16 protein-coding genes and 1 pseudogene are annotated in these 24,614 nt (G+C 73.7%); 4 read left to right on the forward strand and 13 right to left on the reverse strand.

Going from position 1 to position 24,614, the window contains the following annotated elements; all coding sequences use genetic code 11:
- Positions 1–251 precede the first annotated feature (251 nt).
- From Q8791_RS16880 to Q8791_RS16915, 8 genes and pseudogenes are all read right to left on the reverse strand, one after another.
- A complete protein-coding gene (locus tag Q8791_RS16880; RefSeq protein WP_330092674.1) occupies positions 252–1,475 on the reverse strand; it encodes a DUF4192 domain-containing protein in 1,224 nt (407 codons plus the stop codon).
- Between the two features lie 84 nt (positions 1,476–1,559).
- Complete coding sequence (locus Q8791_RS16885; protein WP_330092675.1) at positions 1,560–2,942, reverse strand: GGDEF domain-containing protein; 1,383 nt, start codon at positions 2,940–2,942, stop codon at positions 1,560–1,562.
- Positions 2,943–3,518: 576 nt separating this feature from the next.
- Positions 3,519–6,128, reverse strand: coding sequence for a GTPase (locus tag Q8791_RS16890; protein ID WP_330092676.1), 2,610 nt, complete (start codon positions 6,126–6,128; stop codon positions 3,519–3,521).
- Positions 6,125–8,023, reverse strand: a complete 1,899-nt coding sequence (locus Q8791_RS16895) for a dynamin family protein (protein WP_330092677.1) — start codon at positions 8,021–8,023, stop codon at positions 6,125–6,127. Before Q8791_RS16895 ends, Q8791_RS16890 begins: the two co-directional genes overlap by 4 nt.
- A gap of 72 nt (positions 8,024–8,095) precedes the next feature.
- Positions 8,096–9,376, reverse strand: coding sequence for a uroporphyrinogen-III C-methyltransferase (gene cobA / locus Q8791_RS16900; protein WP_330092678.1), 1,281 nt, complete (start codon positions 9,374–9,376; stop codon positions 8,096–8,098).
- Between the two features lie 209 nt (positions 9,377–9,585).
- Entirely contained in the window at positions 9,586–10,359 is a 774-nt protein-coding gene (gene fabI, locus Q8791_RS16905; RefSeq protein WP_330092679.1) for an enoyl-ACP reductase FabI, read from the reverse strand.
- A 234-nt stretch (positions 10,360–10,593) separates the two neighbouring features.
- The gene (gene cobT / locus Q8791_RS16910) at positions 10,594–12,975 is read right to left on the reverse strand and encodes a nicotinate-nucleotide--dimethylbenzimidazole phosphoribosyltransferase (protein ID WP_330092680.1); all 2,382 of its coding nucleotides are present in this window, start codon (positions 12,973–12,975) and stop codon (positions 10,594–10,596) included.
- Between the two features lie 300 nt (positions 12,976–13,275).
- A pseudogene (locus tag Q8791_RS16915) lies at positions 13,276–13,578 on the reverse strand (Rv2231c family pyridoxal phosphate-dependent protein CobC); the annotation flags it as partial.
- 299 nt (positions 13,579–13,877) lie between these two features.
- Here Q8791_RS16915 and Q8791_RS16920 point away from each other — a divergent pair.
- Positions 13,878–14,987 (forward strand): peptidoglycan recognition protein family protein, encoded by a 1,110-nt coding sequence (locus Q8791_RS16920; protein WP_330092681.1) that lies wholly within the window; start codon positions 13,878–13,880, stop codon positions 14,985–14,987.
- 243 nt (positions 14,988–15,230) lie between these two features.
- Here Q8791_RS16920 and Q8791_RS16925 read toward each other — a convergent pair whose 3' ends face one another.
- Positions 15,231–15,848, reverse strand: coding sequence for a DinB family protein (locus tag Q8791_RS16925; RefSeq protein ID WP_330092682.1), 618 nt, complete (start codon positions 15,846–15,848; stop codon positions 15,231–15,233).
- Positions 15,849–16,027: 179 nt separating this feature from the next.
- Between Q8791_RS16925 and Q8791_RS16930 the strand changes: the two genes are divergently transcribed.
- Positions 16,028–16,654 (forward strand): GNAT family N-acetyltransferase, encoded by a 627-nt coding sequence (locus tag Q8791_RS16930; protein ID WP_330092683.1) that lies wholly within the window; start codon positions 16,028–16,030, stop codon positions 16,652–16,654.
- On the opposite strand, the gene Q8791_RS16935 is transcribed toward Q8791_RS16930, so the two are convergent.
- A complete protein-coding gene (locus Q8791_RS16935; protein WP_407942012.1) occupies positions 16,651–16,935 on the reverse strand; it encodes a DUF6504 family protein in 285 nt (94 codons plus the stop codon). The genes Q8791_RS16930 and Q8791_RS16935 overlap by 4 nt on opposite strands.
- A 630-nt stretch (positions 16,936–17,565) precedes the next feature.
- Between Q8791_RS16935 and Q8791_RS16940 the strand changes: the two genes are divergently transcribed.
- The gene (locus Q8791_RS16940) at positions 17,566–18,531 is read left to right on the forward strand and encodes a quinone oxidoreductase family protein (RefSeq protein WP_330092685.1); all 966 of its coding nucleotides are present in this window, start codon (positions 17,566–17,568) and stop codon (positions 18,529–18,531) included.
- Positions 18,532–18,637: 106 nt separating this feature from the next.
- Here Q8791_RS16940 and Q8791_RS16945 read toward each other — a convergent pair whose 3' ends face one another.
- From Q8791_RS16945 to Q8791_RS16955, 3 genes are all read right to left on the reverse strand, one after another.
- A complete protein-coding gene (locus tag Q8791_RS16945; protein WP_330092785.1) occupies positions 18,638–19,720 on the reverse strand; it encodes an SPFH domain-containing protein in 1,083 nt (360 codons plus the stop codon).
- A 36-nt stretch (positions 19,721–19,756) separates the two neighbouring features.
- Positions 19,757–20,221 (reverse strand): NfeD family protein, encoded by a 465-nt coding sequence (locus Q8791_RS16950; protein WP_330092686.1) that lies wholly within the window; start codon positions 20,219–20,221, stop codon positions 19,757–19,759.
- A 172-nt stretch (positions 20,222–20,393) separates the two neighbouring features.
- Complete coding sequence (locus Q8791_RS16955; RefSeq protein ID WP_330092687.1) at positions 20,394–23,324, reverse strand: penicillin acylase family protein; 2,931 nt, start codon at positions 23,322–23,324, stop codon at positions 20,394–20,396.
- A gap of 333 nt (positions 23,325–23,657) precedes the next feature.
- Here Q8791_RS16955 and Q8791_RS16960 point away from each other — a divergent pair, with 333 nt between their 5' ends.
- Positions 23,658–24,170 (forward strand): hypothetical protein, encoded by a 513-nt coding sequence (locus Q8791_RS16960; protein ID WP_330092688.1) that lies wholly within the window; start codon positions 23,658–23,660, stop codon positions 24,168–24,170.
- Positions 24,171–24,614 lie beyond the last annotated feature (444 nt).

Consider the following 24,614-nt stretch of genomic DNA (forward strand, 5'->3'; position numbering starts at 1 on the left):
CGCCATCGGAGGGCACACGGGACACGGTCGGGGACGGGCGGGGGCTCCTGTCGTGCCCTGCCTCCCGCGGAGGGCCGTGGCGCCCCGCTCCCCGCCCCTCCTGCGGAACGGTCGCCCGGGCGGCCCCGGGCCGGGCGGGCCGTGCCGGAACCCCCCGGCGCCGGGGAGCCGCCCGGCCCGGGGAGGCACGCCCCCTCGGCGGGGGAGGCGTCCCCGGACCCGACCGGACGGGTCCCCGGCGCCGGGGCCTGTCAGTCCCGCGGCGGCCCCGTCCCCCTCATCAGCCAGCGGGGGGTGAACTCCCGCCAGCGCTCCACCGGGAGCCCCCAGGCGAGCGCACGGCTCATCAGCACGGCCATGGAGTAGCCGGGCTCGGCGGTCAGGGCGACGTCCAGCGCGGCCGCCGCGAGCGCCTCGTCCCCGCGCTGCCAGGCGGCGACGGCCAGCAGTGACGCGGGGGCCGCCCGCTGGTCCGCCGGCAGGTGGCGGGTGACCCGGCTCCACAGCGCCTGGTGGACGGGCGCGGCCTCGGCGGTGATCCGCGCCCAGACCTCGTCCCGCACCCTGGTCTCGGTCAGGTAGACGCCCAGCCAGGCCAGCTCGTCCCGGTCGGTGACCGCCTCGCCCTCGCGCTCGGACCGGACGGCCGCCAGGGCCGCGGGGACTCCCCTGTCGGTGAGCGCGCCGCCGGCCCCCCGGGCCGACAGTTCCCGCGCACGGGTCGCCGCGCGGTCCGCGGCGGCGTCCATCGCGGCTCGTTCCTCCCCGTCGACGGGGGTGAGGAGCGCCCGTACGCGGGCGATGTCGGCCATGGTCGCGTGGAACGGCGGTGCCGGGACGATCCCGTGCAGGACCGCGCTCGCGGGGACCGTGGAGCCGTCGACGTTGACGAGCGTGCCCTCGGCCGGACAGCACCCGGCCGAGGCGCAGGTGTAGGACCAGTACCGGCCGCCGGTGACCCGGAGGGCGTCGACGACGCCGAGGCCGCGTGTGCGGGCCGCGGCCAGGAGTGTGTCCACGTAGGGGGTGACCCGTTCGGGCGGACCGTACGCGACGACGGCCAGCGCCGTGCACCCTTCGGAGAGGGCCGCCGCGACGGGTGCCGCGGCGCGCCGCATCGGGTCGGGGGCGGTGTCCATCCTGTCCAGGTCGCCGCAGAACACGGAGTGCACGCCCCGTCCCCGGATGGCGAGGACCACGACCCCTGGGTCGGGTGGCTCTCCCACCAGGTACGGCAGGGTGGCGATGATGTCGGTCGGGTTGGTCAGCGTGAGGGCGCCGGAGGAGGCGTCGCCGGACACCCCGCCGTCGGGCGTGCGGGTCCGGGGCACCGGGTCCGCCGACCCGGGGCCGTCTCGGAGGGCCCCTGTCGGGGTCGGGGCGCCGGTGTGCCCCGCCTGGTCCGGCTGGTGCCGGGGGCGGGGGGAGTCCGGTGGATCGTGGGGGTCGCGGGGGTGCTGCTGGTCGGAGTGCATATCTTCACGGTGCGTGATCGCCCGGTGCGGGACAAGGGCTTCCCCGCTCCTGTGGACAACCCCGCGGTTGCGTGGGACTGCTGCTCAGGTGACCTCTCTGGGATCCGTGGGCTCCGCGGGGCCGCCGGGATCCGGCAGCTCCGCCTCCCGGGGGCCGGGGATCGTGCCGCCGACACCGGGGCGCCCCGCGGGCAGGCACACGCGGTTGCGGCCGGTCTCCTTGGCCCGGTAGAGCGCGAGGTCGGCCGCGGTGAGCAGTTCGACCAGGTCGTTCCCGTGGTCCCCGATGACGGCCACCCCGATCGAGATGGTGATGTGCACCGGGACGCCGTCGACCGCGATGTCCATGCCTCCGACCTGCGAGCGCAGCCGTTCGGCGGCACGCCAGGCCTCGGTGGTGTCGGAACCGGGCAGCAGCACCACGAACTCCTCGCCGCCGAACCGTCCGAGCAGGTCGGACTGGCGCAGCTGCTGGGCGATGGTGGTGGCCACACCCAGGAGCACCTGGTCACCGAAGAGGTGCCCGTGGCTGTCGTTGACCCGCTTGAAGTGGTCGATGTCGACGATGAGCACCGCGGCGCGCCCCCGCGAGGAGCGTGCCCTGGCGATCTCGACCGAGGCCTCCTGCTCCCAGGTGGGAGCGTTGAGGAGCCCGGTCTTGGGGTCGGTGCGCGCGGCCATCTGCAACTGCTGGTAGAGGAGGCTCCGCTGGAGGAGGAGGACCGGGGGCACGGCGATGACCAGGAGGAAGAGGGAGAGCTGGGCGAGGATGGCGACCGTGACGCCGACACATAATTCGACGGCGTCCACGATGAGCGCCTCGCGGTCCCACATGGGGCGGAGGCTGTTCCCCGGCCCGCTGCTGATCCGGGCGGCCAGCGCGACGAGCAGGGTGTTGAGGACGGTGAACCCGGCGCAGCACAGCACCGCCACGAGAACGCCGGGACCCGTGGTCAGGGGCTCACCGGCTTCGAGAACGCCGCCCAGCCCGCCGACGAGGCCGCCTCCCCACACCCCGTGCCAGATCACCGACACCAGGAACCCCGACAGCCCCACCGAGGTCGCGTTGAAGACCCGGCGGTGCACCAGGGTGCGCCTCGTGCGCTGCTGAACCATCAGGTACACGGGAATGGGGATGAGCAGGGAGTACACGGGAGGGAGAAGGAGCACGACCGGGAACCACCAGGCTCCCAGCAGGTCCCGGTTGAACCCGGCGGGCGTGGGCGTGCCCAGCCGACGGCTCCCCTCGACGGAGATCGCCGCGCCGACGACCAGCGCGGTGAAGGTGACCAGGTCCTTCAGTGAGAACACGGTCAAGGCGAACGCCACGCCGAACAGGAACAGCGCGGCGACCAGGAGCAGGCACATGTAGACGATCAGGCCTTGGGGCTCCTGGAGGACCGGCCACGACGACCGGCCCCCGGGGACACGGCCGACCGGTGCCGCAGGTTTCTCCGAAATGCTCACGGCTCCCTCCTCCCTTCTGTGTCACGCTCTGCCATTCATCCCCCACACCCGACTCTGATGGGTCCGCCGCCTCCTGCGGTTCTCCGTTCGACGGGTCGGATTCGCCCCGCGTTCCCCTACCATGCCACTCGGTGACGACGGGCGGGTAGCCGAACGCCCGGAGACCGCCCACAGGGCGGGCCCACTCGACACCCCAACACTTTACATCACTTTGGGTAATAACTTAATCGCTTATTGTGTTGAAAGCTGGTGGGGCTTCCGCTCAGAAGTCAAGGAGACACCCAGGGGGGTTGGTCACGAACCGGTTCTGGGGCATTCTTCTGTGGGGCGCGGCGCCAGCCGCTCCGGTTCGGACCACCGACCTCCCGGGGGCCCGGCCGGTTCGGCCCCGGCAGCACTGACACGAAGGAGCACTCACATGGCGATCCACGGCGCGAGCTGGGTCTGACACCCACGCTTCTGAAACACGCCCGGGGGCGGGCGGCATGATGCCGCCCGCCCCCGGGCCCCCGGTCCGGCGACCGGCCGCGGTCACGCTCCACCTCGCGCACAAGCCCCTCCGCACCGGCCCTCCGCTCAGGCCCCGTCCGCCGCCACGGCCACCTCGTAGGCGGACCGGAACGCCCGGTACCTCGCGAGTTCCGCCTCCATCGGCTCCACCACCCTGAGCCCGGTGATGTCCCGGACCCTGGTCTGGGCCTTGCGCTCCACGTCCTCACGGCGCTGGACGGCGGCCACCTCCACGAGGTTGCCGCAGCCGACCCCGGTCAGCCAGCCGACCAGCAGCGCCGCGACCACCACGGCGCCCGAGTAGGCGGCGAAGACCGGGTCGTCGAAGACCACCAGTCCGGTGATGCCGCCGCCGAGCCAGCTGAGCACCGAGACGACCGCCCAGGCCAGGGCGATCCCGGCTACCGCGAGCAGGGCGTACTGGGCGGTGCGGGCGAGCTTCCACCACCCGGGGCTCAGCTCGGGGTCGCCGACGGCCGCCGAGACGGCCTCCCCGAGTTCCGCCGGGAGTTCGGGCACCCCGCTGCGCGCGGCGGTGCGCATCCGGCGCCGCCAGGGTGCGGGCATGCCCTTCGAGACCGCGTCCGCGGCCTCCCCGAGGACGGTCTCCAACTCGGCCACCTGCGCGTCCACCGGGCCGCGGACACCGTTCTCGCTGTCGTGGCGCAGGAAGTCGAGCTGCACCGCGGCCAGGGGGTCCTTGCGGAGCCTGGCGGCCCGGCGGGCCACCGGCCAGCCGACCCTGCGCCTGCCGCGTCTGACGTCGTTGGTCTCGGTCACGTCGGCGACGGCGGTCACCCCCGCGGCACCGGCGAGGCCGTCCTGGATCCGGGTCCGCACGTCGGCGGACACCGTCTCGGGGATGTCCCCCTCGCCGCGGAACTCCTCGAAGGGCTCGACGACCTGGTCGAGGTCGGCGACGAGCCGGTCCACCAGGGCGCGGCGTTCGCGCACCGTCTCGGCGAGGAAACCGCGCACGTCACGGATGCCCTGGTCGGTGACCGTGGACGTGGTGATGACGCGCGGATGCACGCCGGACTCGGACTCCAGCAGGCGGCGCAGGTCGGTGAGCAGCTCCTCCAACTCGTCGGGCTGCACCTTGTCCACCTGGTTGAGGACGGCGACGGTGACCGCCCCGTGCCCGGCCATCCTGGCCAGGTAGCGGTGGTGCACGGCCGCGTCCGCGTACTTCTGCGGGTCCAGGACCCACACCAGGAGGTCGACCGAGCCGATCAGCCGGTCGGCCTCGGCGGTGTGCATGCTGCGCACGGAGTCGTGGTCGGGCAGGTCGAGCAGGACCAGCCCGGTCAGCTCGGAGTTGCCGGAGTCCAGGACGCTGGTACGCGAGTGCCGGTAGCGGTTGGGGACGCCCAGCCAGCTCAGGAGCGCGTCGGCCCCCTCGTGCCCCCACACGCAGGCGTGCGCCTTGGAGGTGGTGGGCCGGGTGACGCCGGTCTGGGAGAGTTCGAGCCCGCACAGGGCGTTGAACAGGGAGGACTTTCCGCTGCCGGTGCCGCCGGCGAGAGCGACCACGGTGTGCTCGGCGGACAGCCGCAGCCGGGCTCCCGCGTGGTCGAGCAGCTGGGTGGCCCGTGCCGTGAGCTCCGCGGGCAGGTCGTCCTGGCCCATCTCGGTCAGCGTGGACAGGGCGTCGAGGCGCTCGATGAGCTCGGCCCTGCTCGTCGACGGGGTCGCCTCCCACTCGTCGTGGGTGGTGGGGCGGTACTCCTCGTCGTCCTCCGTCCCGTCGTCGCCGGCCGTCCCCTCGGGCTCGGAGTCGGCCGCGACGGTGTCGGGGCCGATCGCGCGGAAGGCTCCGGAGACCGCCGAGGGCCCGGGGACCCGGCGGGGCAGGGGTTCGGGGCCGTCCGGCTCGGAGGCCGCGGCCCCGGTGTCGGACGCGTCCTCGGGTACCGGTCCGTCGTCCTCGGGAGCCCCGTCCGCGCCGTCCGTGCGGGACGCGCTGTCCGTGCGGGACGCGCCGTCCGGGGGCCCGTCCGGCGCGGGGCCGCGGCGCGCGCGGGAGGGTTCGGCGTCGCCGGCCGCGGCGTCCCCGCGCCGGCCCACGATCGGGAACGCGCCGGTCGTGCGACCGGCGATACGGGTGTCGTCGGCCGCCTCGGCGAGGCTCCCCACCCACCCGGCGAGTCCGTCGGGGTCCTCCGGGGTGATGCCGTCCGGGTCGGCGGCGAGGACGTCGCCCTCCGCACCGACGGGCGTGTCGGCCCGGGCGGAACGGCCGAAGCGCTCGGTCCGGCGGGCACCCGTCTCGGAGGGCGCGGAGTGCCGCGCGTGCCGCCCGGAGCGCCGTGCGGGCCCGTCCGGGGGCCCGGTCTCACCTGGAGTGCCGGAGCCCTCCCCCGACGTGTCCGCGACGCCTTCGGGGGCCTCCCGCGGCACGGCGGCGCCGGACGGGTCCGGGTAGCCGGTGATGCCGTCGTAGGAGGGTTCCTCGGCACCGTCGTCCGAGGCGTCGGCGTGGTCGGGGTGCTCGGGAACGGGCACGGTGTACCCGCGCCACGGTCCGCCTTCGGACCGCACCGGTTCGTCCTGCGGGGTGCGCCCGCCGCGGGCGGGGGGACCGGGCCTCCCGCTCTCGCGGTCCTCGGCCTCGGCGCGGCCGTCGGCCGCGTCGTAGTCCCCTTGCGCCTGCGCGGGGTTCCACTGAGTCGTCATCGTGCTATCTCAAGGTTGTACGTGGCCTGATAGAGCTGGACTGCGCTGTCCTCGGACGGGATTCCGGCCTTCGCCAGGGCGCTGTCGAAGGGCACGCGCTCGCGATCGAGCAGCCCGAGGACGCGCTGACGCAGGTTGTCCCGTGCGGTTTCGCCAATGCTTCGCAGTGACTGGGCGCCGAACAGCCCCTTGAGCAGGCGCTGCGGAGAGGGGCCGGAGGTGTCGGCGGCGTGTGCGCCGCCTCCGGATCGGGACCGCTCGTAGCCGAGCAGGTCGATGATCAGGACGAGGGCGACGATGTCGCGGTCGAAGGTGACGAACCGGGCGACGGAGCGCTTGGTGGCCCCGCTGACCGTGGTCATCTCGGCGACGTCGTTCTGCCACTCGGCGATCTCCTGGCGGATCTGCTGTGACAGCAGACCGGTGCCGGGCTGGTCGAGGGCCTTGGCCGCGAGGTCCCCGCCTCCGGGCACCTCGCGCCACTTCTGTTCGATCTCGTCGGAGGCGCGTTCGCAGGCGGAGACCACCATGGCCTCCAGGGCGTCGCGGACGGCGCGTTCCAGGGCGCTCACCCGCTGGCCCCGCTCCGCCTGTTCGGCCCGTCCTCCCCGTCGGGCACGGCTGCCGCGCATGCGCAGGCTCTTGGCGAGCTCGCCGCTCGCGGCGACCTCCTGCCAGCGCGCCAGGAGCGAACCGCGCAGGAGGGAGCCGTCGACCAGGCTCGTGTCCACACGGCGCCGGACTCCCTCGTAGGAGTCGTCCACGGCGGTGGAGAGCGTGCGCCCGGTCTCGATCTGGGCCTCCACCTGGCGTGCGAGTTCGGGCACGCGCGTGCGGAAGCTGTCGATGACGCCGATGAACGTGCGACGGGAGACCCTGTCCCGCTTCTCCGCCTCACCCGCCACGTCCGCGAGGTAGTCGCGGATGTGGTCGGCCACGTTGGCGGTGAAGCGCTCCCCCCGGACCTGGTCGGTCTCGGGGATGGCGAACCGGGCGGCGCTGCCCAGCCCGTTGGCCTCGAGCATCGCGCCGAAGTGGTCCAGGAGCATGCGGCGGCCTCGGCGCGGCACCCGGGAGAGCACGACGGCCAGCGAGGTGTCGCGGTCGCGCGCGACCTGGAGGAACTCCCATACGCGGGCGTCGGCGTAGCGGGTGCTGGTGGTGACGAACACCCACAGGTCCGCGGCGTCCAGGAACTTGGCCGCGAACTCGTGGTGGGCGGCGACGGCGGAGTCGACGTCCGGGGTGTCGAGCAGGGCCACGCCCGGGGGCATGGCCTCGGTCGCGGCGAGCACCAGCATGCCGTCCTTGCCCGGCATGGCCAGGCCCTGCTGGCGCACGCGCGGCAGGGACGGGATGAACGAGGCCTCGCTGAACCAGTCGACGTCGGCGGGGTTGCAGGCGAGGACGGGGCTGTTGGTGGTGGGTCGGCGCACGCCGGTGGTGGTGACCTGCTCGCCGACGAGACTGTTGACCAGGGTGGACTTGCCCGCACCGGTGGATCCCGCGACCGCGATCAGCAGGGGGATGTCGGGGCGGCGGACCCGGGGCAGGACGTAGTCGGACAGCTGGGCCAGGACGTCGGCCTGGAGGGTGCGGCCCTCCTCCGCGTGGGGCAGCCCCTCGGCGAACTCCAGGTCGCGGATGTGCTTGCGCAGTGTTTCCAGGACCTGGTCGAAACGGGTGTCGTCCGGTGCGGGGGCACGGTGTTTGGCCGGTCCCGCGGCAACGGGGACCGTGGGGCCGCGGCGGGCCTCGGCGATGTCCTGGGGGTCCGCGCCGGACACGGCGTCGGAACCCTCGGCGGTCTGGTCTGAGGTGGCGGCCGGTCCGGTTCCGAACCGGTCCGAGGCACCGTCACCCGTGGTGTCCGGTGCGGCCGACGGCCGGGTCATGATCGGTATGCCCTCCTCATCGGTACTGGCGGTCCCCCACCGAGCGGGCGACGGGCGCCGACGGCGAGGGCCTCACTGGGGGTCGCGCCCGGTCGCCAGTCGATCGGGCTCGAACTGGTTTCCCGTGTGCAGTATGTCAAGATCCCGCGCTGTTTTGACCACTTCTCCGATGATCACCACCGCGGGCGGCCGCACTTCGGCCGAACGGGCCGCGGCGGCGATGGTGGCCAGCGTACCCGTCACCGTTCGCTGCCCCGGCAGTGTGGCCTCCTGCACCACGGCCACGGGCGTGTCGGCGGAGCGCCCGTGGGAGACGAGGGCCTCCGCGATCGCCTCGATGCGCTCGACGCCCATGAGGACGATGACGGTGCCCCCCGCGGCGGCGAGCCCGGCCCAGTCCACCGTCGACCGGCTGTCACCCGGGGGGACGTGCGCGGAGACGATGTGCACGTCCTGGGCGACGCCGCGGTGGGTGGCGGGGATCCCCGCGCTCGCCGGAGCGGCGAGGGCGCTGGTCACTCCGGGCACCGCGATGACCGGGACCCCGGCCTCCGCGCAGGCGGCGGCCTCCTCTCCTCCCCGTCCGAACAGGAAGGAGTCGCCCCCCTTGAGCCGGACCACGAACCGCCCCTGTTGCGCGCGGGTGACCAGGACCTCGTTGATGTCCTCCTGCGTCATGGAACGGCCGTAGGGGATCTTGGAGGCGTCGACGATCTCGACGTCGGCGGGCAGGCGGTCAAGGAGGGAGGTCGGGGCGAGCCGGTCGACGACCACGACGTCGGCCTGGGAGAGCAGTTGTTGTCCCCGAACCGTGATCAGACCGGGATCACCGGGTCCGCCTCCGACCAGCGCGACGCCGCGGAGACGCTCGCGTCCGCGCCGGGCGTCGAGGGTGCCGTCGGCGAGGCCCTCGGTGATGGCGTCGCGCAGCCCCGCGGACCTGCGGGGGTCGCCCGAGGCGACGACGCCGACCGTGATGCCGTTGGCGGTGCCGCTGGCGGGGGTCCAGGCCGAGGAGGCGTGGCGGTCGTCGGCGCGCACGCACCACACGCGGGCGCCCTCCGCCTCCTCCGCGACGGCGGCGTTGACGGCCGGGTCGTCGGTGGCGGCGTGGACGAGCCAGTACGCGGGGGCCTCCGGACCGGTGACGTCGCCGGGGGCGTAGGCCCGCCGGAGCCAGGTGAGGTGTCCGGCGGCGGCCAGGTCCTCCAGCGCCGCGGACACCGCGGGGGCCAGGAGGGTGACCCGCGCACCCGCTTCGACCAGCACGGGGATCCGGCGTTGGGCGACCCTGCCGCCGCCGACGACGAGCACGTCACGGCCTCGCATGCGCAAACCAAGGAGATAGGTCACGGGTCGCGCCCCTTCGGTCGTCGGTTCCGGCCCCCGGCGACGACGGCGGGGTGCCGGCGGCAAGGTGCACCGGCCGCCGGCGATGTGCGGCGATTGCTCCGGTTCACCTTGTCAAAGCGGTGTTACACCTTGGTAAACCCGCGCGCTCGGAGGGTGTGAGCCGCCACGCACCGGAGGCGGTCCGGTCCGTCCGCACACCGGCCCGGTGCTCAGGCGAGGGGCGCGCCCATGGCGTGGTACCCGCCGTCGACGTGCACCACCGAGCCGGTGATGCCGCGCGAGGCGGGGGACATGAGGAACAGGGCGGGTCCGGCGACCACGGAGGCGTCCTTGGTGTCCCAGCCCAGCGGGGCGTTCTCGCCCCAGGAGTCGGCGATCTGGGAGAACCCGGGGATGGACCCCCCGGCGAGGGACTTGATCGGGCCCGCCGAGATGGCGTTGACGCGGATGCCTTCGCCGCCGAGGTCGCGGGCCAGGTACTTCGTGCTGTTCTCCAGGACGGCCTTGGCGGAGCCCATCCAGTCGTAGACGGGCCAGGCGACGCTCGCGTCGAAGGTGAGGGAGACCACGCCGGAACCGTCGGGGGCTGCCGCCATCAGGTCGCGGAAGCCGACGGCGACGGCCTTGAGCGAGAAGCCCGAGACGTGGACTGCCGTGGCGACGTCCTCCCAGGCGGTGTTGAGGAAGTTGCCGCCCAGCGCGGCCTCGGGAGCGTACGCGATGGCGTGCAGGACGCCGTCCACGTGGTCCCAGTGCTCGGCCACGGCCTTGGCGGTGGCGCTGATCTGCTCGGGGTCGGTGACGTCCATGGGCAGGATGTCGACGGGCTCGGCGGGCAGGCGCTTGGCGACCCGTTCCAGGATGGACAGGGGCCTCCCCGGCGGGTTGGTGAGGATCACCGAGTGCCCCTGCCGCATGGCCTCCTCCGTGATCGCGTAGGCGATCGAGGACTGGGTGGTGATTCCGGTGATGAGCAGGTTCATGACGTCTCCCTGGCTGGATGTACTCGCTGCCAGTGGAAACGTATCGGCGGTCGGGCCGCGCGTCGCCTGTGGACCGGCACAAGAAATCGGCGGAGACTTTGAAGCCGCGTCCGGTGCCGCGCACCCCGTGGGCCGTCGGCACACGCGGTCCGGCGCCCGTCCCCCGCGATCACGCCCCCGGGGGGGAACCCCGGGGACGCCGCCGCCGGTGGGCGGCGTCCCCGCGAGCGGGTCCTACGGGTGGGCGGTGGAGACCCCCGCGTCGTCGAAGGTGGCGACGTCGCGCAGCGCCCGCGCGGCGGCCTGGAGCAGGGGCAGCGCCAGCAGCGCGCCGGAGCCCTCGCCCAGGCGCAGCTCCAGGTCGACGAGGGGGTACAGCCCCAGGTGCTCCAGGGTCAGGGAGTGGCCGGGCTCGCTCGACCGGTGTCCGGCGAAGCAGGCGCTGAGCGCGTCCGGGGAGATGGCGGCGGCGGCCAGCGCCGCCGATCCCGCGATGACCCCGTCCAGCAGGACCGGGACGCGCAGGGCGGCGGCGCCCAGGACGAAACCGGTCAGGGCGGCGTGCTCCAGGCCTCCCAGCGCGGCCAGGGTGCCGATGGGGTCCTCGTGGTCGACGGGGTTGGCGGCCAGGGCGCGCCGCACCACGTCGACCTTGTGCTCGTACGTGGCGTCGTCCACGCCGGTGCCCCGGCCCGTGGCCTGCGCCGGGTCCGCTCCGGTGAAGGCGCAGACCAGGGCCGCGGCCGGGGTGGTGTTGGCGATCCCCATGTCCCCGGTGACCAGGCACCGGTTGCCCGCCGACACCAGGTCGCGGGCGATCTCGATGCCGCCCTCCAGGGCCTGGAGGGCCTGTTCTCGGGTCATCGCGGGCCCCCGGGTGAAGTCCGCCGTTCCGCGCGCGACCTTGCGGGACAGCAGCCCGGCGGCGCGGGGGAGGTCGCCGACCACACCGACGTCCACCACGGTCACCTCGGCGCCCACCTGCTGGGCGAAGGCGTTGACGACCGCCCCGCCCTCCAGGAAGTTGTGCACCATCTGGGCGGTGACCTCCTGGGGCCAGGGGCTCACCCCCTGGGCGTGCACCCCGTGGTCGCCCGCGAACACGGCGACGGCGGCGGGGGCGGGGATCGGCGGGGGGCACTCCCCGGCGAGACCGGCGAGCTGGGCCGAGACGTCCTCCAGGATCCCGAGGGAGCCCGGCGGTTTGGTCATCCGGTTCTGCCGGTCCCGGGCCTCCTCCACCGCGCGGGTGTTCAGCGCTCCGATGGCGGTGATGGTCTCCTCCAGCAGGGTCGTCGGCTCCTGGCCGGGCAGACCGCGGCGGCCGTAGCGGTCGTGGTGCACCGCCCAGGACAGGGGGCGTCCCTCCCCCCGGCCGGTCGGGCCGGGCTCGGGCTCGGTGGGGAACTCCTCGACGAGGCCGACGCACAGGTACGCGACCACGTCGAGGTACGAGGGGAGTTCGAGGGCGCGGGCGATGTCGGGTTCGCCGACATGTCCCACCCAGCCGACGCCGAGCCCCTCGGCCCGGGCGGCGATCCAGAGGTTCTCCACGGCGAGCGCCGCCGCGTGGGACGCGCTCATGGGCTTGGCGTGGCGACCCGGTGCGTGCAGGGCGCCCCGGGTGGGATCGACGGTCACGGCGATGTTGATCGGCGCGTCGAGGGCGGCGTCGGGCCCCGGGAGGTCGCGGCCGTCCGCTCCGGTCGGGGCGCCCGCCTGCTCCTCCCGCTCCGTGAGGGCGAGGTCGCGGACGCGGGCGCGCAGGACGGGGTCCTGGACGACGACGAAGTCCCACGGCTGCGAGTGGCCGGCGCTCGGCGCCTGGTGGGCTGCCTCGAGGACCCGCGTGAGCACGTCGTGGGGGACGGGGTCCGGGCGGAAGCCCGCCTGGACGTCGCGCCGCTCGCGGATGGCGCGGTAGACGGCGGCGCGCTCGGCGTCGTCGAAGGCGTGGCCCGGTCGGCCGCCGGCCCCGGCGGGGGCCTGGGCGTGCGCCGCCCCGGGAGCGGGCGCGGCCTGGGCGGGACGGGGTGCGGGCCGTGACGGCCCGGGGTGCTGCGGCCCGGGAGGGGGCGCGGCTGCTTCGTGTGCGTACATGCTCTGTTCCGGCTCGGTGGTCGCGGGGTGCTGGTCCGCCTGTCCGTGGTTCGCGGTCTGCGCGGCGGGGGGCCGTGGCCCGGTGGCGGCCGACGGGACGCGGTCCCCGCGGAAGGGGATCACGTTGGGCCGGAGCGGGGGCCCCGAGGGCGGGGGCGCGACCGCGGGGGGCGCGCTCGCCGAGGCGGGATCCGGCGGTTCGGGGGCGGGCTCGGGCTCGGGAGCAAGCTCGGGCTCTGGAGCGGCCGGAGAGGCGTCCGCTACCGGCTCCCCTGCCTCCGGGGGTTCGGGCGCGGGCGGCGGGGGCGCGGGATCCCTCGAACGGAACGGGTTGGCTGAGCCCGCCGCGCCGTGCGGCGCCCGCGCCTGGGTTCCGCGCCCGCTCTCGGGAAGCCCGTCCAGCAGGCCGCCGATGCGGGAACCGAGCCCTGGAGCGGGTTTCCCGCTCCTCCAGCGGGACGGCTCGTGCTCGCCGTCCCCGCCGCTCCGGGCGTCCCCGCGGTCATCGTTGGTCATGATCGCTCCCCGAGAGAGGTATGTCGACTGCCCGTCCCGCCTGCTCCGGCACAGACCGGTAAGCGTAGTCCGCGGTGTGCGACCGCTCGCACGGGTCCCAGGACCCCCGGCCAGTCGGCCCCGGCTCCGTCGCCGGGGTCCCCAAGTCACCACCAACTGTGCCAGAGACCGCGTGGGCACGCGGGTGGTACGGACGCCCCGTACCCCTCCATGCCAGGTCAGAGCCTGTCCGACCGACTTGGGTTCGCCCCCTTACGGGCTTTTCGTCCGCCCATGCCCCCCGAGCGCGCGGAGGAGGACGCGCAGGGCGACCTCGGGCTCGGTGAACTGGAGGTGCACGACCACCGCCCGCCTGGGGGCGAGCGCCCGCGCGAGCAGGACGCACGCCTCCGCGGCCACGGACGTCAGCAGGACCTCGCCCTCGGTGCGGCCGTGGCGCCGGGCGACCGCCGCCCGCGCCCGGGCGGGGTCGGGGTAGGCCCCGAGGCCGTCCAGTGATTCGGCGACGCGCCGCCGGAGCCAGTCCGGCGGAGCGGCGCCGCGCACGTTCACGGCGAAGTCGAGGAGCCCGGCGCCGACCTCGGCGTCCCCGTGGTGGCGCAGGTCCTCCCTCCGGGGGGGGACGTCCGCGGACGGCGTGCCCCCGTCCTCGGGCCGGCTCCCCGTCGCGTGTTCCCTCTTCACGCTCATGCGCGCCCCCGCTCCGCCGGGATCCATCACATCCGCGAAACCACCGCACACTACGACATATCCGACCGTTCTCTACTGCTCTGGGAGGTCCGCTCGTCCCGCATCCGGTCCCGAGTGCCCCCGGAGACCCGCCTGTGCCAGGGTGTCGGCACTCCCCCTGCCCCCGGCGAGTGCGACCCGCAGTCGATCGTTCCGAACAGAATGGACACACGATGCACAGGCGCACCTTCCTCTCCGGTACGACCGCCGCGGCGGGCCTGGCCGTGCTGGGCACCGCCCTGCCCTCCCCCCGCCCCGCCCTGGCCGGAACGGCCCCCGGCGACACGGCCCCCCGGGTCCTGGCGGAGCGCTCCGCCGCCGAAGGGCTGGTGCGGCCCGAGCGGCGCTTCGACGTGGTGACGGTCACGGGCCGTCCCGGCGACACCGACACGGCGATCCGGTTCGAGACCGCCGACGGTCTCGGCCCCTGGCGGCCCGTCCACCTGCACACCGAGGGACGCGACGACCGCGAGCCGGTCGCCGCCGCCCTGGCGCGCGCACCGGAGGGCGCCGTCGGGTACGAGGTCCGCTCGCAGGAGGGCCAGGGGGGCACCGCCGCCGTGAACCTCGCCGACGGCGAGGGACTCCGCCTGGGCGGGCCCGAGCGGGTGTCCCTGTCCTCGGAGTCCTCCGACGCGCCGGCCTCCCGCGCGTCGATCCCGTTCCGCACACGGGCCGGATGGGGTGCCGACGAGTCGTGGCGCTTCGACGACGAGGGCAACGACCTGTGGGCCCCCGAGTTCCACCGGGTGCAGGCGTTGACCGTGCACCACACCGCCATGCCGACCGGGGACGATCCCGCGGCGGACGTGCGCGCCGTCTACTACCTGCACGCGGTCGAGCAGGCGTGGGGCGACATCGGCTACCACGTGCTCATCGACCCGGACGGAACGGTCTACGAGGGCCGCCACTCGGGCGACGACGGCGTGCCCGTGTTCTCCGGGCCGCCGTCCCCGCGCGGGGCGCGTGCGGTGACCGCCGGGCACGCCTTCGGCTTCAACCACGGCAACGTGGGCGTGTGCCTGCTCGGGGACTTCACGGCGGAGCCGCCCACCCGGGCGGCGCAGGACGCCCTCGTCGTCGTGCTGCGCGTGCTGTGCGCGGTGACCGGCGTCGACCCCGCGGAGAGGATCGAGTACGTGAATCCGGGGACCGGCGCCGTGACGCCCGGCGACGCGCTCTCCCGGCACCGGGACTGGCTGGCCACCGAGTGCCCCGGAAACGCGTTCGCCGAGGTCTTCGACACCGCGATCCGCGACCGCGTCATCGGCGGTTCCGCCTGAGGCGGTGACCGGGAGAGTGCGCGGCCCCGTCCCCTCCGCCGCGGTCCCGTACGGCCGGCGGGGCCGGGCGCCGGGATCGGCCCCGGGCACGAGTTCACCGGCGTCGGAGGTCCTCGCGGCACACGGGCGGCCTTCCCGGTCGGCCGGTGAGGATCCGTCTCGCGTCCGGGCCGCGCACCCCGTGGGCCGGTCCGGGCGCGGTGCCCCTCCGGAGCGTTCCGGCAGGGGCACCGCGCCCTCCCCTCACCGCTCCGACGACCCGCCCCCTCCGGCGGCGGCCCCCGCCTCGCGCGCCGCGCGCTCCACGCGGTCCCGGTACTCCTCCCACCAGCCCTGTCCCACGGCGGGCAGGTTGTCGTTGCCCTGCCCCAGACCCGCGGCGCCGTCGATGGCCTCCCGGACGAGATCGGCGTGTCCCGCGTGCCGGTCGGTCTCGGCGACCAGGTGCACCAGGACCCGGAACACCGTCACCTCGCGCCGCTCCTCCGGCCACCACCACACGTGGCCGACGGCGTCCGGCCCCAGCTCGGCCACCGTGGCGTCCCCGTGGGCCCACACCCGCCGGTACAGGCCGGTGATGTACTCGCGCGACTCGTCGGGGGTGACCCACATGTCCGTGTTGGGCTCAGCGTCGGGATCGGCCCAGGGCACCGGTTCGGCGAAGGGGCGCCCGAACACGGCTCCCAGGTAGTCCGACTCCACGCTGACCAGATGCTTGACCAGGCCCAGAAGGTTGGTTCCGGTCGGTGTCACCGGTCGTCGGACGTCGTACTCCGACAGGCCGTCCAGCTTCCACAGCACGGCCTCCCTGGCCCCCTGGAGGTACTGGAGGAGGATGGCGGCCGACTCTTTCGCGGTCATTCCCGAACGCCTTTCACGAGGGTCGCCCCGCCCGGACGGGCGGGGTTCGGAACTGTTCGATCCACCACGGCCGCGGCCGGGCCGGCCACCCGGCCCCCAAAGGCCGATCCGTGCCGGGTGATCGGTCCGGGCGCGTATCGTGAGCGCACTCCGCACCGTTGACAAGGGGAGACAACGGCATGTCCACCAGCCGGCACGCACGGATGCTGCCTTCCGTAATCCTGGAGACCGAGCGCCTGCGCCTGCGCGCGTTCGTCGAGGCCGACATCGACGACGTGTACGCCGGCTGCACCGACGCCGAACTCCAACAGTGGATCCCCATCCCCCGTCCCGGTGTGCGCTACACCCGCCAGGACGCCGAGCAGTGGTGCCGCCAGATCGCCCCGGGCATGCGCACCGGGGGCGAGGGCCAGCAGTGGGCCGTGGTGGAGAGGGGTTCGGGCCGCCTCATCGGCTCCATCGGCCTGGTCCGCACCCTGTGGCCCGCCATGAACACCGAGGTCGGCTACTGGGTGGCCCCCTGGGGGCGCGGCCGCGGGTACGCGACCGAGGCGGCCGTGGCCGTCTCCCGGTGGGCGATCGACCAGGGCTTCCTGCGCGTGGAGATCAAGGCGGCTACCGGGAACACCGGCTCCCGCCGGGTCGCCGAGGGGGCCGGTTTCACCCTCGAGGGTGTCGAGCGGAGCGCGATGCCGCTGCACGAGGGCCGGACGGACCTGGCCGTGTACAGCCTCCTCCCGTCCGACCTGGCCCGAAGCCGGACGCCGGCACGGGGTGGTGCGCCCCGCGCCGACGCCGCGCCCTAACCCCATACCCGGGAGAGCAGCCAGGTCCCGCTGGCGGTGTCGTGGCGCAGTTCGTACACGCCCTGGGACGCTCCGGCCTCCACCCTCCAGTGCCTGCGCTCGGGCACCTGGGACCCGCTCACCGGGGTCCAGTCCATGCGCAGGGTGACCCAGTGGTCGAGGATCCTCCGCACGCCGTACACCCTTCCGTTCCACGTGAACCGGGCCGGGCGCCCGTCGTCCTCGACGACGGTGACCTCCGCCCCGTAGTACCGTCCCACGACACTTCCCCTCAGCATCATCCGCCTCCTGAGCCCCGACGCACGCCACCGGGACGCCCACTCGTGGGGAAGACGCGAACGGGCGATCGAACATGTGTTCTAATCCTAGCGACATCAGTGGCCCCGCGGAACTGTTTCGGGGACTTCCGCATCCCCTCATGTGACGACGGCGCCGCGCCCCGTGCCCCTGCCGGGCCGGGATCGGCACGCGGAGCAGCCCGCCCCCGCCGACCACCGCGAGGCACCCACCCGATGTCGGACAGCGGCAGGCCGCTGCGCCCCGCAGACCCCTGAACAGGACGCCCACCGCGTTCCCGGTCGGCGAGGGCGGCACCCGGCACCGCGGACCCGGCCCGGGGCCCCTGCGACCGGCTCGTCGCTGCTGTGGCGTCGAACGGGCACACGGGCGGACCACCCCTGCGTCCGGGGGATCCACGCGAACGCGACGGCTACGGCGTCGCGACCCGCCCCGGGCCCGGCAACGAACCCCTCGGCGTGCTCTTCACCGGCTTCTCCGTCGGCGAGATCGCCGACGGGCAGCAGCCGTCGGGACCGGGCACGCCCCCGTGGGCCACGCCGCCCCGGCGTGACGCGTCCGGCTTCGGGGCTGGCATGATGCCGGGAACCGACCCCGAAAGGAGCAGTGGACCCATGCGTGCCATCGTGATCGAGGAGAACGGCGGACCCGAGGTTCTGCGGCTGAGTGAGACCGCCGACCCCGTGCCCGGTCCCGGCGAGGTGCTGATCGACGTGGAGGCCCGCGGGGTCAACTTCATCGACATCTACCAGCGCAGCGGCATGTACGACGTCCCCCTCCCCTTCGTCCCGGGGATGGAGGCCGCCGGGGTGGTCGCCGCGCTCGGCGAGGGCGTCTCCGACCTGTCCGTCGGCCAGCGGGTCGGTTGGGCGATGGCCCCGGGGGCGTACGCCGACAGGACCGCCGTCAAGGCCTCACTGGTCGTCCCCGTCCCCGACGCGGTGTCCTCCGAGCAGGCCGCCGCCCTGTTCCTCCAGGGCATGACCGCCCACTACCTCACGCACTCCGTGTACCCGGTGGCCGAGGGCGACACCGTGCTCGTGCACGCGGCGGCGGGCGGTACCGGGCTGCTCGTCACCCAGCTGGCCAAGGAGCGCGGCGCCCGCGTCATCGGCACCGTGTCCACGGAGGAGAAGGAGCGCGTGGCCAGGGGGGCCGGCGCCGACGAGGTCATCCGCTACACCGAGACCCCGGTGGCCGAGGCGGTGCGCTCCCTCACCGGCGGCGAGGGCGTGGCCGCGGTCTACGACGGCGTGGGCCGGGACACCTTCGACGCCAGCCTGGACTCGCTGCGCCCGCGCGGTGTGCTGGCCCTGTTCGGTCAGTCCTCCGGAGCGGTCGCGCCGGTGGACCCGCAGCGCCTCAACTCGGCCGGCTCGGTGTACCTGACACGGCCGTCGCTGGCCTACTTCGTGGCGGACCGCGAGGAGCTGCTGGGCAGGGCCCGCGACCTGTTCGACCTGGTGGGGGCGGGACGCCTGGACGTACGGGTCGGCGGCCGGTACGCGCTGGCCGACGCCGGGCGCGCACACGCCGACCTGGCCTCCCGGAAGACCACGGGCAAGCTCCTGCTGGTGTGACGCCGGGCTTCCCCGGCGGCCCCTCCGGCGGGTGCGCGGGGAGGGTGCGGCCGTTCGCCGGCGCCGCCCTCCCCGGCCCTCACCGGGATCCGTCGGGGCTCCGGTCTCAGGTTTCCTCGCGCGGCTCCGGTGGCGAGCCGGCGATGCCCACCCCGGCGCGGCGGACGTCGTCGCGGGCGTCCGCGACCGCTCGTTCCGCGGCCTCGGCCGCGTCCATCGCGGCCTGCGCCGACGAGGACTGGGCCGGGTCCGGACCGGTGATCCGGGCGGGCCCGCCCTCCTGCCCGTCACCGTTCTTCTCGGTGGACGGCTTGCTGTCGGCGGCGTCGCCGGCGAAGGCGTGGCTGACGTTCTTGACCGCCTCGGTGAACTCGCCGGGGATGACCCAGAACGTGTTCCCCTCGCCCTGCGCCAGGCTCGGCAGGGTCTCCAGGTACTTGTACGCGAGCAGCTTGGCGTCGGCGTTGTTGGCGTGCACCGCCTGGAACACGCGCTCGATCGCCTTGGCCTCACCGTCGGCCCGCAGGATGGCGGCCTGCTGGTCGCCCTGGGCCTCCAGGATGGCCTGCTGCCGGGCGCCCTCCGCCTTCAGGATGCGGGACTGGCGCTCGCCCTCGGCGTGCAGGATGGCCGCGCGCTTGTCGCGGTCGGCCCGCATCTGCTTCTCCATCGCCTCCTTGATGGTGGGAGGCGGGTCGATCGCCTTGATCTCGACCCTGTTGACGCGGATGCCCCACTTGCCGGTGGTCTCGTCGAGGACGCCGCGCAGGCGGGTGTTGATCTCCTCGCGGGAGGTGAGTGTCTCCTCCAGGTCCATCGAGCCGATGACGTTGCGCAGGGTGGTGACCGTCAACTGGTCGATGGCCTGGATGTAGTTGGCGACCTCGTACGCCGCCGCCTTGGGCGCGGTGACCTGGTAGTACAGGACGGTGTCGATGTTGACGACCAGGTTGTCCTGGGTGATCACCGGTTGGGGGCGCGAGCTGAACACGTGCTCGCGCAGGTCGAACTTGGAGTTGACGCGGTCGACGCCCGGGACGATGAAGTTCAGGCCGGGGTCGAGGGTGCGGATGTAGCGGCCGAAGCGTTCGATGTTGTACGCCCTCGCCTGGGGGACGATACGGATCGCGGAGAGGGCGATCGCGACGAACAGGACCGCGAGAATGATGAGGGGGATGGTCGGATCGATCATGTCAGCACCTGACCTCGGGGTCGTGGCTGTCGTTCAGGACGTGTGCTCGGTTGCGCCCCCTGGCAGGGCCTCACGCGGATAGACCACGGCTGTGGCTCCGTCGATCTCCATGACGTCGACGCGTGCGCCGACCGGGATCACCAGGTCCTCGTCGATACACCGTGCCGACCACTCCTCTCCGGAGAGCTTGATCCTGCCCTTGTCCCCGTCGATCTCGCGGAGGACGAGTGCGGAGCGCCCGACGAGGGCCGCCGCACCCGACCGTGCGTCGGGTCCTCGGTGCAGCTGTCGTTGCATGAGCGGCCGCACGAGGTAGAGTCCGGCCGCCGCGGCCGCGGCGAACCCGATGATCTGCACGGCCAGCGGAAGTCCGATGGCTCCCAGGAGGGCCGCGACCAGCGCCGCGACCGCCAGGAGTCCCAGGGCGAAGGTGAGTGTGAGGATCTCGACGATGCCCAGGCCGACGGCGAGGATGAGCCAGATCAACCAGGCATCCATTCCTGAGACCCTCCCGCTCCGTTCCGGGTATTTCTAACGCTACCCACACAAGCCCGGCGAAGCACATGTTCCGGCGCAGTGATCCCGGGCCGTGACCCGTGGCGCGGACACGAACGCGGCCCCCGGTGGCACCCGCTCGGGGCCACCGCGAGCCGCGTCCGCTCCGCCCGACCTACCGTCCGCCGGAGAACTGGTAGACGAGCTGGTACGTGGGCCGGTTCTGCCAGGCGATCGGCCACATGCCGATGCCGCCCACCGCCTGGTGGATCACCGTGTCCGCGCACAGCTGGTCGCCCGCCGGGCAGTGGTCGTCGCCCGGGTAGACCTCGCCCGCCGGGGTGGCCGCGGCCCGGGCGAGGGTGTCCAGCAGAACCGTCCTGCAGGCGTCCAGGTCACCTCCGCCGCAGTAGGCGCCGCCCAGCGAACCCTCGACGTCCTGGCCGAGAACGGTCCGCAGGTCCTTGTCGACGTACGACCACCAGCCGTACTGGAACGAGGAGCCCTTGTGCGGCTGCCCCTGGTTGACGCTTCCCGGAGTTCCCCCGCCGGTGGCGCCCGAGGGCGACTCGTCGGTCTGGGAGGCCCTGGTCAGCTGCGTGTACAGGTCCTCGCCGAGCTCGGGCTCGAACTGCGCCCGGACCAGCAGCGGCCACCACGCGTCGAGCGCGCGGATGGAGTCGGCGTACGCGTAGTACCCGGCGTCGCGGTGGGGTTCGCGGCGCAGCGAACCCGCCTCGTGCCACAACCGCAGCTCCTCCACGGTGGAGGCCAGCTCGGGGTCCTCCACCGGCGCCGAGTCGATGACCTCCAGCAGCAGCGGGAGTACCTCCTGGGCGCGCAGGTCGGCCACGCCGGCCTCCATCATGACGCCGGTGAGGGAGGCCGTGGTGAACTCGTGCCCGCTGCCGACCAGGGCCGAGACCCTGCTGTCGAGCAGGTCGCCGCGGTGCACCGACCCGGTGGACCAGCCGGACGTGTACCCCTGCGCGGGCTTGTTGTTCCAGTTGACGATGTAGTCCGGGTTGAGGGCCTGCGGGTGGTCCTCCTGCGGGTGGTAGTCGGCGCCGTTCGTGACCGGGTCCCAGCCCGACCAGCCCGCGTCCGAGTAGGCGTCGATGGGCAGGTTGGGGTTGGTCCCCTCGGCGCGCACCGGGTTCGCGCCGGAGTTGATGAACGCGATGTCCTCGTCGTCGACGTAGTGCCAGTTGAAGGCGTAGCCGATGTCGCTCGCGGCCTCCGTGAAGGTCTCCGCCGAGGTGACGTCCCCGGGGTCGTTGAACCGCTGGAACCCGATGATGGAGTCGACCTCGCGCATGTACGTGGAGCGCAGGGACGTGAACGCCACGGGGGCGCCGTCCACGGTCGCGAACGACTGCACCAGCCCGTACTCGGAGCGCAGGGAGGTCAGCGTGTAGCCGCCCGCCGGTGTGCCGTCGGCGACGGTGGGGGACCACTCGTTGGTGACGCTCAGCTCCTCGAAGGCGGTGCAGTCGCCCGCGGTGTCCACGTAGGCGCGCGAGGCGGTGCTCGGGGCGGAACCGTCGGTCTCGCAGAGCTCGACCGCGAACGTGTCGGTGATGTCCTGGCCCGCCGAGGTGGCGCTCCAGGCGTAGTCGGCGCCCCGCCCCATCTGGACGTAGAAGCTCACGCCCGCGAAGGACGCGCCGCGCGCGCTGATGCCCGGCCCCTGGAGTTCCTGCAGCATGAGGAGCTGCGGGGAGAAGTAGCCGGTCTGGGGGCCCATCACGGCCACGGGGTTGCCGCTCTCGGTGTGCTCCCCCGAGACCAGCAGCGCGTTGGACATGCCGCGCGGGTCCATGAAGCCCTCGGGGAGCACGCCCTCGTCGAAGAGTCCCTCCGCCGCCGACAGGTCCCCGTCCTCGACCATCTGCTCCAGTTCGTCCTGCTGTTCCTGGGGCAGGTCCTCGACGGTGGGGGCCTCGGCGCCGTCCTCGGGCTCCTCGACGGCGCTCGCGAGCGGTGCGGGCGCGTCCGCGGTCTCGTCGCTCGCAGCGGAGCCGTGCTCGTCGTGGACGATGTCGTAGGGTTCGACGGATCCGGGATCCGGTGCGACCTCGCCGACCGGGGAGTCCGGGGTCCCGGTGTACGGGAACTCGCCGTCGACGCTGACCACGGCCTCGGGGTCGTTCTCCATCCGCCAGGCCTGCCAGAGCTCGGCGCCCTCCTCGGCCCCGTAGCGGTCCTGGAAGTTGGCGAGGACGACGGCCGCCTGGACCTCGCCGCCGCCACCCCCGCCGAAGATGCCGCCGACCATGGCGGCGATGCCGACCACGTCGGTGGGGGTGAAGGGCTCGATCTCGCCGGCGTTGGTGATGGCGTCCTTGTGCCCGGTCAGGACGTACTCGCCGGGGAAGTAGCGTCCGCCGTCGGCCTCGTCGATGTAGGAGTTGACTCCTTCGAGGTAGGCGTCGACGTCGGCGAGCGCCTGCTCGCCGCGTTCTCCGCTGTCGGCGACGCGGTCGATCTGGACCTGCTTGTCGTCCTCCGTGTAGGGGGCGGTGCGCCACAGGTCCTGTTCGAGTCCGCGGTTGCCCTCGGCCCCGCCCGCGAAGGAGGTCAGCTCTCCGCGGCCGACCCGGCGCAGCACGTCCATGAGGAACAGCCGGTCCTCGGCGGCGGCGTATCCGGCGCCGTACATGGTGCCCTCGCGGGTGGTGCCCTGGATGTGGGGGATCCCGTGGCCCTTGTCGCGGGTGATGGTGACGTCCTCGCGCGGCTGGTACCGGCGGTCCACGTCGTCGGGGTCGACCCCGAAGGTGGCGTCGACGAAGAAGTCGTCCAGGCCCTCCTCGGTGAGTCCGTCGTAGTGGTGGACGAGGTTGTCGTACATGTCCAGCTGGCTGGAGGAGTGCTTGGGCCTGGTGCCGAAGACCTGGTGGCCGAGGATCTCGACCAGGGTGGCGCTGCCGTTCTGGCCGGGGGGAAGGATGTCGTGGCACCCCTCGGGCGCGCAGTAGTCGGCGAGGGGACCGGGCTCGGCGAGGGCGGGGGTGGCGGGGAGTGCGGCGACGGTGGCGGCCGTCACCGCCAGCGCGATGCCCGAGGCACCGGTGCGTAGCCGTCGGCGGAGTGAGGGGAACAAGAGCTGTCACCACCTGGGGGTGCGGGCGATGGATCAGCGAAATGTTACGCACGGGTAAGGAAATCGCGAAAGAGTTTCATGTTTTACGGCCTCCGGGGACGGCGCTCCGGGCACACCGCGGGTTTGGGACGGCCGACTCCACACGCAGGGCGAACCCCGCGGCAGGCGCCCCGGGAAGCACGGGGCGGCCACTACGGCGTGGCCACAACCGGCCACTGTCCGCCACAACTTTTCGCGCGCACCCGGCCCCGCCCGCGCGGATGCAGGAGACGGAAGCGCACCGGATTCACCGAGACCGTTCCCGCCTTCCGGCGGCTTTGACAGAATCGCCGCATGAACCACTACCCCAACCCCAACCCGGGTGAGCCGTGGCACCAGCCCAGCGGTGAGACCCCCGGATGGGGGCTTCCCCCCGAACAGCACCACGGCGGGGCGATGGAGCCGTACGGCGCGCCGACGGGCGGCTACCACCCCATGGGGCAGCAGCCCCCGGCGGGCGGCGAGGCCCCGCTCGGCGCCATCGGCGAGATCGCGTTCTCCCAGACCACCGTGATCACCCCGGTGGGCCGCTTCCCCATCCGGGGGACGGTGTGGACGGTGAACGACATGAGCCGCACCGAGCGGACCACCCCCACCTGGGCGGTCATCGTGGCGATCCTCGTGTTCTGGTGGACCTGCCTGCTGGGCCTGCTCTTCCTGCTCGTCAAGGAGCAGAAGACCACCGGCCACGTGCAGGTGAGCGTGCAGGGGCACGACAAGCACTACACGACATCGATCCTGGTGACCCACCCGGGGATGGTGGGCCAGATCCACCAGCAGGTGAACTACGCCCGCAACCTCGCCTGAGCCGGGACTGTCGCCCCTTCCCACACAGGGTCCGGGGACGGTGGTCCGCGGAAGGTGGTCCGGGAACGGGGTGGGCGGGGTGACCGGCTGTCGCGTCGGCGGCCCGCGGGAGGGACGGGGTGCGGCGGAGCAGTCCGTCAAGGGGTACGGGCCCTGTTCCGGGAGGGAACGCCGGCGCTGCCGCTACTCCCCCGCGCCGACCCCCCGGCCGGGGGGATCACCCGCAGCCCCGCGGGCGCCCCCTCCCTCAGCAGTCGCCACACGGCGCCGGTGTCGAGGCGGTGCTCCACCAGGTCACCCAGGGCGTCGAGCCGAGCCTCCCTCGCCGCCGCGCAGTCCGTTCCGCCGGACGGGACGAAGGCCCGCCCCGTCACAGCGGCGACCCCGGTGAGGAACGCCCGGCGGAATCCGTCGTTCTCCAGCGCTCCGTGCCAGGTCGTCCGA

This window comes from Nocardiopsis codii (assembly GCF_036327455.1).
Lineage (GTDB): Bacteria > Actinomycetota > Actinomycetes > Streptosporangiales > Streptosporangiaceae > Nocardiopsis > Nocardiopsis codii.